At 74.2% G+C, this 16006-nt stretch carries 12 protein-coding genes; 7 read left to right on the top strand and 5 right to left on the bottom strand.

Annotation, left to right across the window (positions count from 1 at the left end; translation table 11 throughout):
* Nucleotides 1-3: 3 nt before the first annotated feature.
* Nucleotides 4-1698 (bottom strand): sensor histidine kinase, encoded by a 1695-nt coding sequence (locus O7611_RS19955; protein ID WP_194801170.1) that lies wholly within the window; start codon nucleotides 1696-1698, stop codon nucleotides 4-6.
* A 14-nt stretch (nucleotides 1699-1712) separates the two neighbouring features.
* Nucleotides 1713-3515 (bottom strand): AMP-dependent synthetase/ligase, encoded by a 1803-nt coding sequence (locus O7611_RS19950; protein WP_269697376.1) that lies wholly within the window; start codon nucleotides 3513-3515, stop codon nucleotides 1713-1715.
* A 166-nt stretch (nucleotides 3516-3681) separates the two neighbouring features.
* Here O7611_RS19950 and O7611_RS19945 point away from each other — a divergent pair, with 166 nt between their 5' ends.
* The 6 genes from O7611_RS19945 to O7611_RS19920 all read left to right on the top strand — a co-directional run bounded on the left by O7611_RS19945 (nucleotide 3682) and on the right by O7611_RS19920 (nucleotide 9147).
* Nucleotides 3682-4158, top strand: coding sequence for an SRPBCC family protein (locus O7611_RS19945; RefSeq protein ID WP_269697375.1), 477 nt, complete (start codon nucleotides 3682-3684; stop codon nucleotides 4156-4158).
* Nucleotides 4159-4179: 21 nt separating this feature from the next.
* Nucleotides 4180-4815 carry a hypothetical protein gene (locus O7611_RS19940; RefSeq protein ID WP_269697374.1) on the top strand — a complete coding sequence of 212 codons (636 nt, stop codon included), beginning with the start codon at nucleotides 4180-4182 and terminating at the stop codon, nucleotides 4813-4815.
* Between the two features lie 73 nt (nucleotides 4816-4888).
* Entirely contained in the window at nucleotides 4889-5836 is a 948-nt protein-coding gene (locus O7611_RS19935; RefSeq protein ID WP_013287673.1) for an ROK family glucokinase, read from the top strand.
* A gap of 1 nt (nucleotide 5837) precedes the next feature.
* Nucleotides 5838-6536, top strand: coding sequence for an endonuclease/exonuclease/phosphatase family protein (locus tag O7611_RS19930; RefSeq protein WP_194801174.1), 699 nt, complete (start codon nucleotides 5838-5840; stop codon nucleotides 6534-6536).
* 380 nt (nucleotides 6537-6916) lie between these two features.
* Complete coding sequence (locus O7611_RS19925) at nucleotides 6917-8323, top strand: flavin-containing monooxygenase (protein WP_194801175.1); 1407 nt, start codon at nucleotides 6917-6919, stop codon at nucleotides 8321-8323.
* The gene (locus tag O7611_RS19920; protein WP_194801176.1) at nucleotides 8320-9147 is read left to right on the top strand and encodes an alpha/beta hydrolase; all 828 of its coding nucleotides are present in this window, start codon (nucleotides 8320-8322) and stop codon (nucleotides 9145-9147) included. The genes O7611_RS19925 and O7611_RS19920 overlap by 4 nt, the downstream gene beginning before the upstream one ends.
* 15 nt (nucleotides 9148-9162) lie before the next feature.
* Here the strand turns inward: O7611_RS19920 and O7611_RS19915 are convergent, their stop codons facing one another.
* Both O7611_RS19915 and O7611_RS19910 read right to left on the bottom strand, forming a co-directional pair.
* Nucleotides 9163-10581 (bottom strand): alpha,alpha-trehalose-phosphate synthase (UDP-forming), encoded by a 1419-nt coding sequence (locus O7611_RS19915; protein WP_194801177.1) that lies wholly within the window; start codon nucleotides 10579-10581, stop codon nucleotides 9163-9165.
* Nucleotides 10582-10755: 174 nt separating this feature from the next.
* Nucleotides 10756-11595: a DUF308 domain-containing protein gene (locus tag O7611_RS19910; protein WP_194801178.1), complete on the bottom strand. Its 840-nt coding sequence runs from the start codon at nucleotides 11593-11595 to the stop codon at nucleotides 10756-10758.
* Between the two features lie 187 nt (nucleotides 11596-11782).
* On the opposite strand from O7611_RS19910, the gene O7611_RS19905 reads away from it, so the two are divergent.
* Nucleotides 11783-12478 carry a lysophospholipid acyltransferase family protein gene (locus O7611_RS19905; protein ID WP_269697373.1) on the top strand — a complete coding sequence of 232 codons (696 nt, stop codon included), beginning with the start codon at nucleotides 11783-11785 and terminating at the stop codon, nucleotides 12476-12478.
* 3 nt (nucleotides 12479-12481) lie between these two features.
* On the opposite strand, the gene O7611_RS19900 is transcribed toward O7611_RS19905, so the two are convergent.
* Nucleotides 12482-15949 carry an ATP-binding protein gene (locus tag O7611_RS19900; RefSeq protein ID WP_194801298.1) on the bottom strand — a complete coding sequence of 1156 codons (3468 nt, stop codon included), beginning with the start codon at nucleotides 15947-15949 and terminating at the stop codon, nucleotides 12482-12484.
* Between the last annotated feature and the right edge of the window lie 57 nt (nucleotides 15950-16006).

Here is a 16006-nt window from a genome sequence, read left to right as displayed (position 1 = left end):
GGGTTACTCCCCTTCTGCTGCTGCGGCGCTGCCGCGCACCTTATCGCGCCGGGGCGACGAACCGAGCACCACCGCCACAGTCGTCCCACTCGGCTGCCGCGGCCTGATCTCCAACCGGCCTCGGATACGTTCCGCCCTCTCGGCCATGATCGCAAGGCCATAGTGCCCGTCCGGGCGCTGGTCACCGATGCCGTGACCGTCATCCGACACTTCGATTCGGGTGTACGGGGGATCCACCTCGCACGTGACCCACAGGTTCGACGCGCCGGCGTGCTTGCGCGCGTTCGTCACCGCCTCCTGCGCGATGCGCAGCAACTCGGCCTCGGTGGCGGCGGGCAGCCGGGCGGTGGACTCGTCCAGCGACAGGTGCACCCGCAGGCCACCGGACGCGCCGACGGTGCGGGCGTACTCGGCGATGGCGGCGGCCAGGCCACCGTGCCGGTCCACCTCGCTGCGCAGCTCGAACAGGCTCAGCCGCAGCTCGGTGATCACCCGGGTGACCTCCTGGCGCAGCGTGCGCAGCGAGTCGGCGGTCTCCTCGGCGTCCTCGTGCACGGTGGCGAGCGCGTTGTCGATGCCGTACCCGACCATGACCAGTTCCTGGGCGACCCCGTCGTGGATCTCCCGGGCCAGCCGCTGCCGCTCCTCGTTCGTCGCCAGCGAGCGCACCTCGTCGAAGAGCAGCGCCGCCTCCAGCCGCAGCGCCGCCGGGCCGGTCAGCGCCGTCACCCGGGACACCACCGGCGGCGGGTACGCGGCGGCGGTGTCCGCCTCGATCACCACCAGGCCGACCGTGCGCACGCCCGCCACCAGCGGGACGATCAGCGCGGAGACCTCCCCGGAGTGCCGGGACCGGGCCTGCGAGCGGGCCGAGACGGTCGGCTGCTGGGTGGCCCAGGCGTCGGCGATGGCCGAGTCGGCGTCGAGCGTGGTCTCCCAGTCGACCCGGTCCGCGCCGATCTGCGCGAGCACCACGAGTCGGCCGCCGCCGCTGGCGGACAGCACCGCGCCCCGGTCGGTCTTGGCGACCACCCGCAGCTCCTCCAGCAGGTGCTCGGAGATGCCGCCCGGGTCCAGGGTGGCGCCGGGCAGCTGGCGGGCGACCGTACGGAGCTGGGTGAGCAGGCGGGTCGCCTCGGCGTACGGCTGGGGTTTGCCCTCGCCGCGCACCCGCATGACGCGCTGGAGCGTGCCGGCGGTGTAGAGGCCGAGCCCGGCGAGGATCAGCCACTGCGCGCAGACCGCGAGGTAGCCGACCTGGCCGAGCTGCGGCCCGCCGTCGACCTGGGTGAACGCGGCGCTGGCCAGCAGCGTCGCCGCCGCCACCGCGAGCAGCGCGGCGCCCTCGCGGAAGCGGCGGCTGAGCGCGGTGACGGTGACCGGCACGGCGAGGTACGGCAGCACCGCCGAGGCCCCCACCCCGCCGGTCACGCCGGACAGGTGGGTGTCGGCGGCGACCTGGCTGGCGGCCAGCCCGAGCACCACCACCTCGGCGAAGCGGCTGATCGGGGCGAGCAGCCGGTGTTGGGGGGCGAGCACGGCGGGCAGGCCGGCGACGCCCAGCAGCGCGATCCACCAGAGCTGGGTGGCGTCGCGGGTGGCGAACAGGGTCAGGGCGGCGACCAGCGCGAGGAGGACCGCGCGAGCCGCCGCCGCGAGGGGCTGCGTCGACGGCTGGCGGGATGTGGAGGCGGGCACGTGACGGATGGTAGTCAGCCCCGGTAGATCTCGGCGATCTCCGAGGCGTACGTCTTGTGCACGACCTGACGCTTGACCTTCAGCGACGGGGTCAGCTCGCCGGTGGTCTCGGTGAAGTCCTGCGGCAGGATCCGGAACACCTTGATCGCCTCGGCCTTGGACACCGCCTGGTTGGCCTGGTCGACCGCGGACTGCACCTCGGCGCGCAGCGCCGCGTCGTCGCGCAGCTCGGCCATGCTCGTGGTCTCCGGGCGCCCCTGCCCGGCCAGCCACTTCGGCAGCGCCTCCTCGTCGATGGTGACCAGCGCGGCGATGAACGGCTGCCGGTCGCCGACCACCACGCACTGGCTGATCAGCGGGTGCGCCCGTACCTGGTCCTCCAGCACCGCCGGGGCGACGTTCTTGCCGCCGGCGGTCACGATGATCTCCTTCTTGCGGCCGGTGATGCTCAGGTAGCCGTCGTCGTCGAGGTGCCCGAGGTCGCCGGTGCGGAACCAGCCGTCGGTGCTGATCGCCTCGGCGGTGGCCGCGTCGTTGTGCCAGTAGCCCTGGAAGACGATGTCGCCGGCGATCAGGACCTCGCCGTCGTCGTCGATCCGGATGGTGACGCCGGGCAGCGGGCGGCCGACGGTGCCGATCCGGGTGCCGGTGGGCAGGTTGGCGGCGGCGGCCGGCGAGGTCTCGGTGAGGCCGTACCCCTCGCAGATGGTCACCCCGACGCCGCGGAAGAAGTGCCCGAGCCGCGCGCCCAGCGGCGCGCCGCCGGAGATGGCGTCGCGGCACCGGCCGCCCATCGCCGCCCGCAGCTTGCGGTAGACCAGCTTGTCGAAGAGGGCGTGCTGCGCGCGCAGCCCCAGGCCCGGACCGCCGGGCAGTTCCTGCGCCTCGCTCCACGCGATGGCGACCTTCTCCGCCCGGTCGAAGATCTTGCCCTTGCCCTCGGCCTCGGCCTTCTGCCGCGCGCCGTTGTAGACCTTCTCGAAGACCCGGGGTACGGAGAGCACGAACGTCGGCTTGAAGTCCTGCAGCTCGGCGACCAGGTTCTTCGTGTCCGCGCAGTGCGACATGGTGGCCCGGGCGTGCACCACGCCGACCTGGATGAGCCGGGCGAAGGCGTGCGCGAGCGGCAGGAACAGCAGGGTGGAGGCGCCCTGGCGGAACAGGTTCGGCAGCACCGGCACCGCGTTGGCGATGTCGGAGTAGATGTTGCGGTGGGTCAGCACGCAGCCCTTGGGCCGGCCGGTGGTGCCGCTGGTGTAGATGATCGTGGCGACGTCGTCGGCCTTGAGCAGCGAGCGGCGGGTCTCCACCTCGGCCCGGTCCACCGACGCCCCGGCGGCGACCAGGTCGTCGACGGCGCCCAGGTCGATCTGCCAGACCTCGCGCAGCTCGGGCAGGCGGTCGCGGACGCCGGCGACCAGGGTGGCGTGCGCGGTGCTCTCCACCACGACGGCGACGGCGCCGGAGTCGCCGAGGATCCAGGCGGCCTGCTCGGCGCTGGACGTCTCGTAGATCGGCACGGTCACCGCGCCGGCCGCCCAGATCGCGTAGTCGAACAGGGTCCACTCGTAGCGGGTGCGGCTCATCAGGCCGACCCGGTCGCCGGGGGAGACGCCGGCGGCGATCAGGCCCTGCGCCACCGCCACGACCTCGTCGCGGAACTGGCGGCAGGTGACATCCTCACGCGCGTCCGTCCCCGCGCCGGGGCGGACGAACTGCACGGTGTCCGGGGCGACCTCGGCGTTTTCCCAGACCGGGTCGGTCAGGTTGGCCGCGTCGCCGACGGTGACGATCGGCGGGACGGAGAACTCGCGCACCTGCACTCCCTCGTGCTCTACCGGCGGGGGCCGGCCTGGTCGGCTCTGTCGAAACCTACCCGCACACCCCGGGGGGTCTGCCAGGGAGGTTGCCCGCCCGGCTGGTGGGACGCCGTCCGGCGGGTGGAGCGGGACCGGCCGGGAGCCGGCCGGGTAGCCTCCCCCCATGGCGGACTCCTCCACCCAGTCGATCATCATCGGCGCGTCACCGGACCGGGTGGCGGCCGTCATCTGCGACTTCCCGAGCTATCCCGAGTGGGCCGAGGCGGTACGCCGGGCCGAGGTGATCGAGGAGTACGAGGACGGCTACGCCAGCCAGGTCCGGTTCACGCTCGACGCGGGCGTGATGGCCGACGAGTACGTGCTGGCCTACGAGTACGCCGAGGACATCTCCCGGATCGAGTGGCACCTGGTCGCCCCGTCGAAGATGCAGCGCTCCCAGCGCGGGTCGTACGACCTGGTGGGCAACCCGGACGGGACGACCACTGTGACGTACACCCTTGAGGTGGAGCTGTCCGTGGCGATGCTCGGCATGTTCCGTCGCAAGGCCGAGAAAATGATCATGGACGCGGCGTTGAAGCAGCTCAAGCGCCGGGTAGAAGCACCCGGTGCGGCGCAGGAGACCCGACCGTCGTCCCGGTAGTCACGCTGGAGGAGCCGAACCATGGGCAACACTGATCCGGGTTCGGCCCGGGAAGAGGCCGAGCGCCTCGTCGCCACCCTGCTCGCCGGCGCGAAGATGGCCGCCGCCGCGCCCGGATCCGGCGCCTGGGGTCCGCTCGGTGGGATCCTCTCCGGTGTCCTCGGTCACACCCTGCCCGGCGCCGGCCCCGCTCCGGAGACGCCCGCGCCCGCCGGTTTCGCCACCGGCTCGCCGGAATGCTGTGTCTGCCCCGTCTGTCGCGGTATCGCCGCCTTGCGCGACCCGAGTCCGGAATTCGCCGAGCGGCTCGCCACCGGCGCCGGGGACCTGGCGGCCGGGGTGGCGAGCCTGCTGCGCGCGTTCACCCCCGCCGAGCCGGCGCGAACCGCCGACGACGGCACCGCCGCGCCGGACGGATCAGGGGACCACGTGTGGCGCGAGGCGACCCGTACCGGGCATGATTCTCAGCCGGCACCCGAGCAGGACGTGTGGTCCGCCGCCACCCGTGGGGAGGGCGCGGCCGATTCGGGTGCCACCGCCGACGCCGCCGGGCCGCCGGAGCCGGACACGAGCCGGACACCGGCCGGCCGTCCCGTGGTGCCCGCCTCGCGGGCGTCCGGAGACGTGGGCGCGGACGCACCAGGCGACGGGGCCTGACCACCGGACATCCCGGGACCGTACGGCCGGTTCGGCCGGTTCCCGGGCAGCACAGCAGAGGGGAGTGGCAGCGGTGACGCTGACCATCGGAGTCGACGTCGGTGGCACGAAGGTGGCCGGCGGTGTCGTGGACGACGCCGGCACGGTACTCGTGCAGACGCGACGGGACACCCCCGCCGACGACGTGGCCAAGACCCGCGACGTCATCATCGAGGTGGTCACCGAACTGGCCGCCGGTCACGCCGTGGAGGCGGTCGGCATCGGCGCGGCCGGCTGGATCGACGCCTCCCGCTCCACCGTGCTGTTCGCCCCGAACCTGGCCTGGCGGGACGAGCCGCTGCGCACGTATGTCGGCGACGCCACCGGCCTGCCGGTGATCGTGGAGAACGACGGGAACGTGGCCGCCTGGGCGGAGTTCCGCTACGGCGCGGCCCGCGACGCCGACGACTCGATGGTCATGTTCACCATCGGCACCGGCGTCGGTGGCGGCATCGTGCTCGGCGGTGGCCTGGTCCGCGGCGCCAACGGCATCGCCGCCGAACTGGGCCACATGCTCACCGTGCCGGACGGCCACCAGTGCGGCTGCGGCCGGCTGGGCTGCATCGAGCAGTACGCCAGCGGCAGCGCCCTGGTCCGCTTCGCCCGCGCCGCCGCCCGGCAGGAGCCGCACCGCGCGGCCGCACTGCTGGAGCTGGCCGGGGGCGAGGCCGAGACGATCACCGGTCCGATGGTGACCGCCGCCGCGAAGGGCGGCGACCCGGTCTCCACCGAGGCGTTCGCCCAGGTCGGCCGCTGGCTCGGCACCAGCCTCGCCGACATGGCGCAGATCCTCGACCCGCAGGTGCTGGTGGTGGGCGGCGGCGTGATCGACGCCGGTGACCTGCTGCTCGGCCCGACCCGGCGGTCCTTCGCCGACGCGCTGGCCCAGCGCAGCCGCCTGCCCGTCGCCGAGGTGCGCCCGGCCGAGCTGGGCAACACCGCCGGCGTGATCGGCGCCGCCGACCTGGCCCGGCGGATCTGACATGACTGACGCGGGTGTGCCGCTGCGGGTCGTGTCGTACAACATCCACAGCCAGCGCGACGACACCGCCGCGCTGGCCGAGGTGGTCCGTGCGGTCGCGCCGGACGTGGTGATCGTCCAGGAGGGACCACGCCGGTTCCGGTGGCGGCAGAAGACCGCCGCGCTGGCCGAGTCGTTCGGCATGGTGGTGGCGGCCGGTGGCCTGCCGTCGCTGGGCAACGTGCTGCTGACCAGCCTGCGGCTGCGGGTCGTCGACACCAGCTGCCAGCGGTACCCGCTGACGCCGGGACGGCACATGCGCGGCGCCGCCTATGCGCACTGCCGGGTCGGCGGCGTCGACGTGCTGCTGGCCGGCTCGCACCTGTCCACCGACCCGGCCGAGCGGCCGGCCCAGGCGGCGGCGTTCAAGCGTGAGCTGGACGCGTCCAAACTGCCCGTGGTGGCCGGTGCCGACGTCAACGAGGGCCCGGACGGGCCGGCCTGGCAGACGCTCGCCGAAGGGCTCACCGACACGGCGCTCGCCGCCGACCGGGCCGACCGGCACACGTTCTCCTGCGCCGACCCGCGCCGCCGCATCGACGCGCTCTTCGTCGACCCCCGGATCACCGTGGTCGACTACGACGTGGTGGACACCCCGGCGGCCCGCCGGGCCAGCGACCACTTCCCGGTCCTGGTCGACCTGCTGCTGCCCACCGCCTGACCGGCCCGGACCGCCGGGCCGGTGACGCACGGTCAGGTCCCGGCCGCCGGCGGGCCAACCGCTTCGCCGCCTTTGCTCTGCCGCCACATACGCACCAGCTACCCGCCGTGACCGCCGGGCCGCGTCCCGGCCGGACGGCCGCGAGACGTCGGCGCAGCTCCCGGCGGTGCTGCGTCCGTGGCGGCAGAGCAAAGGGCGAAAGAGGGTACGCCTCCGGCGCGGCCGGTCCACTCACGCTCGGTGACCGGCGCGCCGGTGACGCTGTGTCAAGGCAGCCGGGCGGGTGGGCGGCGCCGGATCCGGTGGCTGGACAACGGCGGGCATTCTCGGCAGGATTTCGCTCCGACCCGGCACGCGTGCCGCACAAAGGAGATTTCCCGGTGTCCTCCTCCACCGACCTCGGCCGCCCCGATCCGGACCGGACGGACGTCCCGGTCCGCGACGACCGCCCGGTCTCCGACCGGGGTGACACGGTCTGCGTCATCGGCGCCGGCGCCAGCGGCCTGACCGCCGTGAAGAACCTCCGCGAGGCCGGCTTCGGCGTCGACTGCTACGAGCGGGAGACGGGCGTCGGCGGCGCCTGGAACTGGCGGCATGACCGCAGCCCGGTGTACGGCAGCACGCACCTGATCTCGTCCCGGCCGTTCACCCAGTTCCCCGACTTCCCGATGCCGGACGACTGGCCGGACTACCCGCACCACAGCCGGTTGCTGTCCTACTTCGAGCGGTACGCCGACCACTTCGACCTGCGCCAGCACGTCTGGTTCGGCACCGAGGTGGTCCGCGTCGAGCCGGTCGAGGGGGACCGCTGGGACGTGACCACGCGCAGCACCGGCGGCTACGGTCCCGAGCGCACCTCGAGGTACGCCGCCGTGGTGCTCGCCAACGGCCACAACTGGTCGCCCAAGCTGCCCCGCTACGAAGGGCTGGAGGAGTTCCGCGGCGAGGTCATGCACGCCTCGTCCTACAAGGACCCGGCGCAGTTGCGCGGCAAGCGGGTGCTCGTGGTCGGCGCCGGGAACACCGGCTGCGACATCGCGGTCGAGGCGGCGCAGCAGGCGTCGCACTGCTGGCACTCCACCCGCCGCGGCTACTGGTACGCCCCGAAGTACGTCCTCGGCCGCCCCGCCGATCAGGTCAACGACACGCTGCTGGCGTTGCGGGTGCCGCTGCGCGTCCGGCAGTGGCTCTACCACTGGACGCTGCGGCTGACCGTCGGTGACCTGACCCGGTTCGGCATGCCCAAGCCGGACCACCGGGTCTACGAGACGCACCCGATCGCCAACAGCCAGCTCGTCTACTACGTCGGCCACGGGGAGATCACCCCGGTGCCGGACGTGGCCCGGTTCGACGACCGCGCGGTGGAGCTGACCGACGGCCGGCGCATCGACCCGGAGCTGGTCGTCTTCGCCACCGGCTACCTGCCGCGCTTCGAGTTCCTCAAGGGCCGGGTGCTCGGCGACGAGGACGGATCCGGGCGGCCCCGGCTGTGGCTCAACGCGTTCACCGCCGGTCATCCCACGCTCGCCGTGGTCGGCCTGGTGCAGCCGGACTCCGGCATCTTCCCGATCTCGCACTGGCAGAGCGTGCTGTTCGCCCGGCTGCTCACGCTGCGCGCCGCCCGGCCGGAGCGGGCCGCCGCGTTCGACCGCAAGGTCCGGGAAGGGCTGGGCGAGCGGTACTCGGCGAAGGTCAAGGACAGCACCCGGCACTGGTTCGAGGTCGGGCACGCCGACTACCTGCGCGCGCTCCAGCGGGCGCTGCACGAGCTGGAGGAGGGTAAATGACGGCGGCCGAGCGGGTGCGGGTGGTCCGGTCCTGGGAGTGGGCCCGGCCGGAACGGCCCGCCCGCCGGGAGGTGCTCGCCGCCCTGCCGGAGCGGGAGGAGGCGAAGCCGCCGCTGCTGTTCGTGCCCGGGTTCGGGCACGGGGCGTGGGCGTTCGCCGAGCACTGGCTGGGGCACGCCGCCGGTCGCGGCTTCCCGGCGTACGCGCTGAGCCTGCGCGGGCACGGCGGCAGCGAGCCGGCGCCGGAGGCGACGCTGCGGTCGTACACCCATGACGTGACGCAGGTGGCGGCGAGCCTGCCGCGGCAGGCGGTGCTGGTGGGGCACGGCGCGGGCGCGCGGGTCGTGGCGCACGCGATGGCCCGCTACCCGGCGCGGGCCGCGGTGCTGGTGGCGCCGGTGCTCGGCGGCTGGGCGACGTTCGGCACGGCGTTGCGGCGCAACCCGGTGGGCACGGTGCCGGCGGTCTTCGGCGCCGGGCTGCGGCTCAACCGGCGGCAGTTGTTCAGCCGGGAGCTGCCGGACGCCGACGCGCGGCGGCACCTGGCCCGGCTGGGCCGGGCCGGACGGCGGGCGCAGTGGCAACTGCTGACCGGCCGGTCCCCGGAGCCGGCGGTGGGCCGCCCGCCGGTGCTGGTGCTCGGCAGCCCGGACGACCGGGTGCTGCCGGCGACGGCGCTGACCAGGGCCGCCCGGCGGTACGACTCGGCGCCGCTGCTGTTCCCCGGCATGGGGCACGACCTGATGCTCGACGCGCGCTGGCGCGAGCCGATCGACGCGATCCTGGACTGGCTGGACAAGGACCCGGCGCCCGCCCTCGGGTGAGCGCCGGGGTGCCGGTCAGCGGGCGGCCGGGCGGCGGCCGACGAGCGTCCCGCTCTCCTCCAGCGCACTGAGGTAGGACGCCGCCCAGGCGTGGATGTCGTTGTGGGCCAGGTGGTCGCGCATCGCGCGCATCCGGGCCTCGACGTCCTCCGGGCCGGCGCGCAGCGCGGCCAGCAACCCCTGCTTGAGGCCGTCGAGGTCGTGCGGGTTGACCAGGTACGCCTGCTCCAGCTCGGAGGCGGCGCCGGCGAACTCGCTCAGCAGCAGCGCGCCGGTGCCGTCGACCCGGGCCGCCACGTACTCCTTCGCGACCAGGTTCATGCCGTCGCGCAGCGGCGTCACCGCCATCACGTCCGCGACGCGGTAGAGCGCGACCAGTTCGGCGCGGTCGAACGGCTGGGTGAGGTAATGGATCGCGGGCTCGCCGACCCGGCCGAACTCGCCGTTGATCCGGCCGACCTGGTGCTCCACCCGGTCGCGCAGGATCTGGTATTGCGCGACCCGGTCGCGGCTGGGCACCGCCACCTGGACCAGCACCGTGTCGCGGACCTTGATGTCACCGTTGGCGAGCAGCTCCCGGTACGCCTTGAGGCGCTGCTCGATGCCCTTCGTGTAGTCCATCCGGTCGACGCTGAGGATCACGTGCTCGGGCCGGCCGAGGTCCTGCCGCAGCCGCCGGGCCCGCTCGGCGACCTCGGGGCGGGCGGCGAGCGCGGACACCTCGGCGGTGTCGATGGCGACCGGGAAGGCGCCGATGCGGACCACCCGGCCGTCCACGCCGATCCGCCGGTCGGTGGCGGGCAGGCCGAGCACCTTGGTGGCGAGCTGGGCGAAGTTGTGCGCGGCCTGGGCACGCTGGAAACCGACCAGGTCGGCGCCGAGCATGCCGCGCAGCAGCTCGGCGCGGCGGGGCAGCTGCATGAACAGTTCCGGCGGCGGGAACGGCACGTGCAGGAAGAACCCGATCCGCAGGTCGGGGCGCAGCTCGCGGAGCAGGCCCGGCACCAGCTGGAGGTGGTAGTCCTGCACCCAGACCAGGCCGCCCGGCTCGGCCACCTGGGCCGCGGCCTCGGCGAACCGCTGGTTGACCCGCTGGTACGCCTCCCACCAGCGGCGGTGGTACTCCGGCTGCTCGACGGCGTCGTGGTAGAGCGGCCAGAGGGTGGCGTTGGCGAAGCCCTCGTAGTGGTCGCGGAAGTCCTCGGCGCTCAGCGGCACGGTGTGCATGCGCACGCCGTCCACGTCCGGCAGTTCGGGCGCGGGACCGGTGCCGCCGGCCCAGCCCACCCAGGTGGCGGGTGTCTGCCGTAGCAGCGGGTGCAGGGCGCTCACCAGGCCGCCGGGGCTGCGGCGCCACTCGAAGGCGCCGTCGGGCGCCACGCTGTCGTCGATGGGGAGGCGGTTGGCCACCACCACGAGGGGGCTCTGTCGCATCTCGGGCAATCCGCTCAGCAGGGGACCGGCGACCCGGAAGGAGACGCAAGCCGGACAGCCGGTGCGGGACGTGACGTTCAGCCTATTCCTACTGACTGTAAGTTACACGCTTGTTACGCCTCGGCCCAGGGGCTGCGGCGTCCCGGCATCCGGGCAGCGCCCGGCGGCGGGGTGTCAGACGACCGCGCCGTCGTCCGGGTCGTGGTCGTCCCGGTCGCCCGGACGCAGCCGCCAGATCAGCATCACGAAACCGGCCAGGATGCCGGTGAAGCCGAGCAGCGTGACCACCGACGGGTCGACCAGCGACACCACGGTGGGGGACAGGAACAGCAGGAAGCCGAGCACGATGCAGGCCACGCCGAGCACCGCGTACTTGGAGAAGCGGGGCAGCGGGGGCGGCGGGGGCGGGGTGTAGTGATCCTCGTCCGACGCCTCGTCGGGCAGGTTCGCGCCGAACGTGTCCAGGCCGTCGAGCAGCGAGGGCTCGTCGTGGCGGTCCCGGCTGAGCGAGACGCCGGAGACGTCGGCGGCGTACGGCAGCCGGCGCACGTCGGTGGCGGTCGGCCCGGCGGGCTCCTCGGCCCGGCCGCCCGCGGCGGTGCCCGGCGCGGCCGGGTCGTCCACGTCCTCGGCGGCGGGCCAGGGGTGGCTGCCGGTGCTCGGCGTGGTGTGGAAACCGGCGACGATCTTCGCCCACTCGGCCTCGATGTCCGGCTCGTCGGCGCGCGGCGGGTCGCCCGCGCCCTCGTCGGCGAGCTGGGTCAGGTAGTCGCGGGCGGTGGTCAGGTGCGACCTGTCGACGTAGAGCCGGTCGACCGGGCGGGCCGGGACGGTGGTGGTGCGGGTCACCGGGTTCAGGTCGGCCGAGGGCTGGAGGTAGGCCGCGATGCCACCGGCGGCGAGCACGTCGAGCAGGTGCTCGCCGACGCGTGGATCGACGTCGCCCGCGACCGCGTACTCGGCCGCGTCGAGCCCGTTGTCCCGTCGTCCCCGACGGGGCCCGCCCCCTGACACCGGACACCCCCCTTCGCCGTTCCCTGCCCGTGCCCTGAATCGTGACACGTCGGCACCCGGTTCCGGGAGTGCGTTGTGGCGTGCCGCTCGTCGTTCGTACCCTCTTCCCGGACTCCCGTGGGCGCCGCCGGCGCCCGCGGGGCCACGCGGCGACCCGTCCGCCGCCACCGACACGGGAAGGACGCCGGTGCTGTACTGGCTGCTGAAGTACGTCGTTCTCGGCCCGCTGCTGAGGTTGATCTTCCGTCCGCAGGTGGAGGGACTGGAGCACGTTCCGGCCACCGGCCCGGTGATCCTGGCCAGCAACCACCTCTCCTTCTCGGATTCGATCTTCACACCGCTGATCGTCAAGCGAAAAGTCACCTTCATCGCGAAAGCCGAATACTTCACCGGTAAGGGCCTCAAGGGCCGGCTCACCAAGATGTTCTTCGTCGGCTCCGGCACCATCCCGGTCGACCGCTCCGGCGGCCGGGCCGCCCGCGCCGCCCTCGACACCCAGCTCTCCGTGCTGCGTGCCGGTGGCATCGCCGGCATCTACCCGGAGGGCACCCGCTCGCCGGACGGCCGGCTCTACCGGGGCAAGACCGGCGTGGCGCGGCTGGCGCTGGAGAGCGGCGCCCCGGTCGTACCGATGGCCATGCTCAACTCCGACGCGATCCAGCCCACCGGCCAGATCATCCCGAACCTGGGCCGGGTGCGGATCTGCTTCGGCCCGCCGCTGGACTTCTCCCGCTACGCCGGGATGGCCGGTGACCGGTTCGTCGAGCGGGCGGTCACCGACGAGATCATGTACGAGCTGATGGAGCTGTCCGGTCGCGAGTACGTCGACACGTACGCGCAGAAGGCCAAGAGCGCCGCGGCCCGGCAGCCGCTCCCGGCCTGACCCTCAGCCCGCCCCGGCGATCCGGAGCAGCCCAGTGGCGGCGTGCCGGCCGGCGAACGCGCGTACCCGGTCCAGGGTCGCCGCCGCGGCCGGCGGATCCGCCTCGGTGAGCGGCCCGACCGCCAGCGCGGACGCGATCATCTGGTCGGTGACGTCGGTCATCTCCGCGTACCCCTCGGCCGCTGTGGTGAGCAGCCGGCCCGCCCGCGCGGCGTCGCCGTCGCCCCGGGCCAGCGCCGCCTCGGCCGACCGTCCGGCGGCCCGCGCCCAGCGGGTGGCCCGCGGCGAGCGCGCCAGCAGGTCGCGCACCAGCACCGCGGCGTCGCCGCCGAGCAGCGCGGCCACGTGGCCGACCGCCGGCACCCACTCGGCGAACGGGATCATCCGGGTCTGCCGCCAGTCCTCGTCCAGCTCGGACAGCAGCGCCACCGCCTCGTCCCGGCGGCCCTGCACCGCGCGGCAGAGCGCGGCGTGCGCCAGCGTGGAGCGCAGCACGCGCTGGAAGCCGCTGCGGCGGGCCGCCACGAGCGCCTGGTCCACCAGGTCCTCGCCGGTGCCCGGGCCGGCCGGGTCGTCGCCGAGCGCGCGGATCCAGCCGGACACCGCCACGATGTGCAGGTCCCACTCGTCGGTCGGGCGCCGCGTCGACCCCTCGGCCATCCGCAGCGCCGACGTCCAGTCCCCGCTGTAGTACGACCGGGCCCACTGGTCGCTGAAGCTCACCGTCAGGGCGTGCTCGCCGGCCAGGTCCAGTGAGCGCTGCTCGTCGACCAGCCGTGCCGAGCCGGCCAGGTCACCCTCCTCCTGCAGCACCCAGGCCAGGTTGTGCACCGCGCGGCGGCGGCTGGTCAGCCGCTCCACCCGGCACTCCTCGGTCACCTCGGCCAGTTCGGCGTACGCCTCCTCGGCGCCGGCCTGGTAGCGGACCACGGCGAGCGTGATGCGCGCGTTCGCCCGGGCCTCGCGCAGCCCCAGCCGCTCGGCCAGCTCGGCGGCGGTACGGGCGGCCGCGCACGCCGGCTCCGTCTCCGCGTCCAGCATGTGCGCCCGGGCCAGCTCCAGCAGCACACCCACCTTGTCCTCGCTGTCCGGCAGCGTGGCGTGCAGCCCGATCGCCCGGTCCAGGCAGCGCATCAGCTCCGAACGGTCGGCCCGCGCGAAGGCCGCAGTGGCCAGTAGCCGCCACGCCTTCGCCGCGCCAGGCCGGTCACCGGCGTCGGTCAGCCGGTCGGCCAGCGTGGTGAGCAGCGCCGTACCGCCACCGTCGAGGAAGCCGTCGCGGTCCCGGTAGAACGCCAGCTCGGCCCGGAACAGTTCGAGTGCCGGGTCCGGCCCGCACTCCACGCTCAGCGCGCGGTCCACGAGCGTGGCAGCGGTCTCCAGCGCGTGCAGGTCGTACGCCCGGCGTGCCGCCCGGTGCAGCGCGGACCGGGTCGCGGCGGCGTGCGGGGCCTGGTCCAGCCCGACGGTACGGGCGATCTCGTGTGCCGCCCACCTGTGGTTGGCGAGCACCTCGGCCAGGTCGTGCAGTCGGCCGTCGGCGAGCTGCTCGAGCCAGTCGGCGGTGCGCTGGTGCCGGGCGACCCGCTCGGCCCGGGGCAGCCGCTGGTAGCAGACGTCCCGGACCAGCACGTGCCGGAACCGGTACTCCGCCTGGCCGGGCATGGCCGAGACGGGCAGCTCGTAGACGAGGTCACGCCGCTGGAGGTGGTGCAGCGCGCGCTCGACCCACTCCGTCGGGCGGCCCAGCGCCAGCGCGACCGGCGCCGCCCAGAACTGCACGCCGACCACCGAGGCGGCCTGGAGCACCGCGCGGTCGGCCGGGTCGAGCAGGTCCAGCCGGTTGGCGATGACGGCCTGCACGGTACGCGGCATCCCGGCGCTGCCGACCGGGTCGAGGAGCGCGAGCGCGGCGGTCCGCTCGGCCAGCCCGCCGTCGAGCAGCATCCGCGCGTACTCCTGAGCGTAGAGCGGGTTGCCGTCGGCGAACTCGATGAGCGGCGCGCGCGCCTCCTGCGGCAGCGTGGCCTGGCCGAGCAGCAGCGAGTAGAGCGTGTCGATGTCCCCGTCGTGCATCGGCGGCACCGAGATGGACATCGCCCCGCTGATCGTGCCGGTCCAGGCCGGGTGCCGCTCGCGCAGCTCCGGCCGGGCGGTGGCGACGACGAGCAGCGGCACGTTGCGGGCCGCCGCGCCGAGCTGCTCGACGAAGGACAGCATCGCCTCGTCGGCCCAGTGCATGTCCTCGAAGACGAGAACCGTGGGGCCGGTCGACGCCAGGGTGAGCAGGAACCGCCGCCACGCCGCCTCGGTCTCGGCCGAGGTGAGCCGTTCACCGGAGACGCCGACCAGCGGGCCCAGCGCCTCGGCCAGCCGTACCGCGTGCGGATCGGCGAGGTGGCCCAGTCGCTCGCGCAGCCGGTCCCGGATGGTGGCCGGGTCGTCGGCGCCGGTCAGCCCGGCCCAGCTCCGGACGATGTCCGCCAGCGCCGCGTAGGTGACGTTCTCGCCGAACGGCGGGCACTGGCCGGTCAGCCAGGTGACCCGGGCGCCGGGCAGGCTGGCGGCGTGCCGGGCCAGTTCGCGCAGCAGCCGGCTCTTGCCGACTCCGGCCGGGCCGAAGACGGTGAGCAGCTGCGAGGTGCGCTCGGTGAGCGTGCGGTGCAACGCGCTGACCAGCAGGCCCCGCTCGTGGTCCCGGTCGACCATCGGGGTCAGCTCGGCGGTCTGCCCGTCGCGCCGGGGCCGCGCCCGCACGGCCAGCCAGATCCGGCTCACCGTCGACCGGCCGCGCAGGGTCACCGGTGGCTGGTCGTCGTACTCCATCTCGCGCCGGGTGGCCGCCCAGGTGCTCTCGTCGACCACCACGCCGCCCACCGGAGCGAGCCCCTGCAACCGGCTGGCGGTGTTCACCACGTCGCCGGTGACGAACGCCTGGCCGCCGTCGCGGGCCGCGGACAGGTCGACCAGGGCCTCGCCGGTGGCGATGCCGACCCGGAACCCGAGCGGCGGATGCGGGCCGGCCGGCTGCCGGGCCAGGCTGCGTTGCAGCTCCAGCCCGGCGCGTACGCAGCGCAGCGCGTCGTTGTCGGTGGCGACCGGCGCGCCGAACAACGCCATGACGGCGTCGCCGATGTACTTCTCCACCACGCCGCCGTACTGGTGCACCAGCCGGCGCACCGTGGCGAAGTACGCCTGTTGCAGGCCGCGGGCCTGCTCCGGGTCGGCCCGCTCGGCGTATGTCGTGAAGTCGACGATGTCGATGAAGAGCACGCTCACCTGGCGGCGGTCCTCCTGCACGGCGACCGCGTGGTCGCGCAGCGGCTGACCGCAGTTCGTGCAGAAGTTGGCGCCGGTGTCGTTGGCGTGGCCGCAGCCAGGGCAGGCAGCCGCCAGCGGACGGCCGCACCCACCGCAGAAACGGTCGTCCGGCCCGGCAGTCCGGGCGCAGTGTCCACAGGTGAGGTCGATGTCCGGCTCCGTACGCGTGAGGTCCCCAGTGTCCCGCGCGGCCGCGCAGTCGGGTAC

It is taken from the genome of Micromonospora sp. WMMC273, assembly GCF_027460285.1.
Classification (GTDB): Bacteria; Actinomycetota; Actinomycetes; order Mycobacteriales; family Micromonosporaceae; genus Micromonospora; species Micromonospora aurantiaca.
Note: the sequence above shows the minus strand (reverse complement) of the source record. Positions and strands in the feature narration are given on the sequence as shown.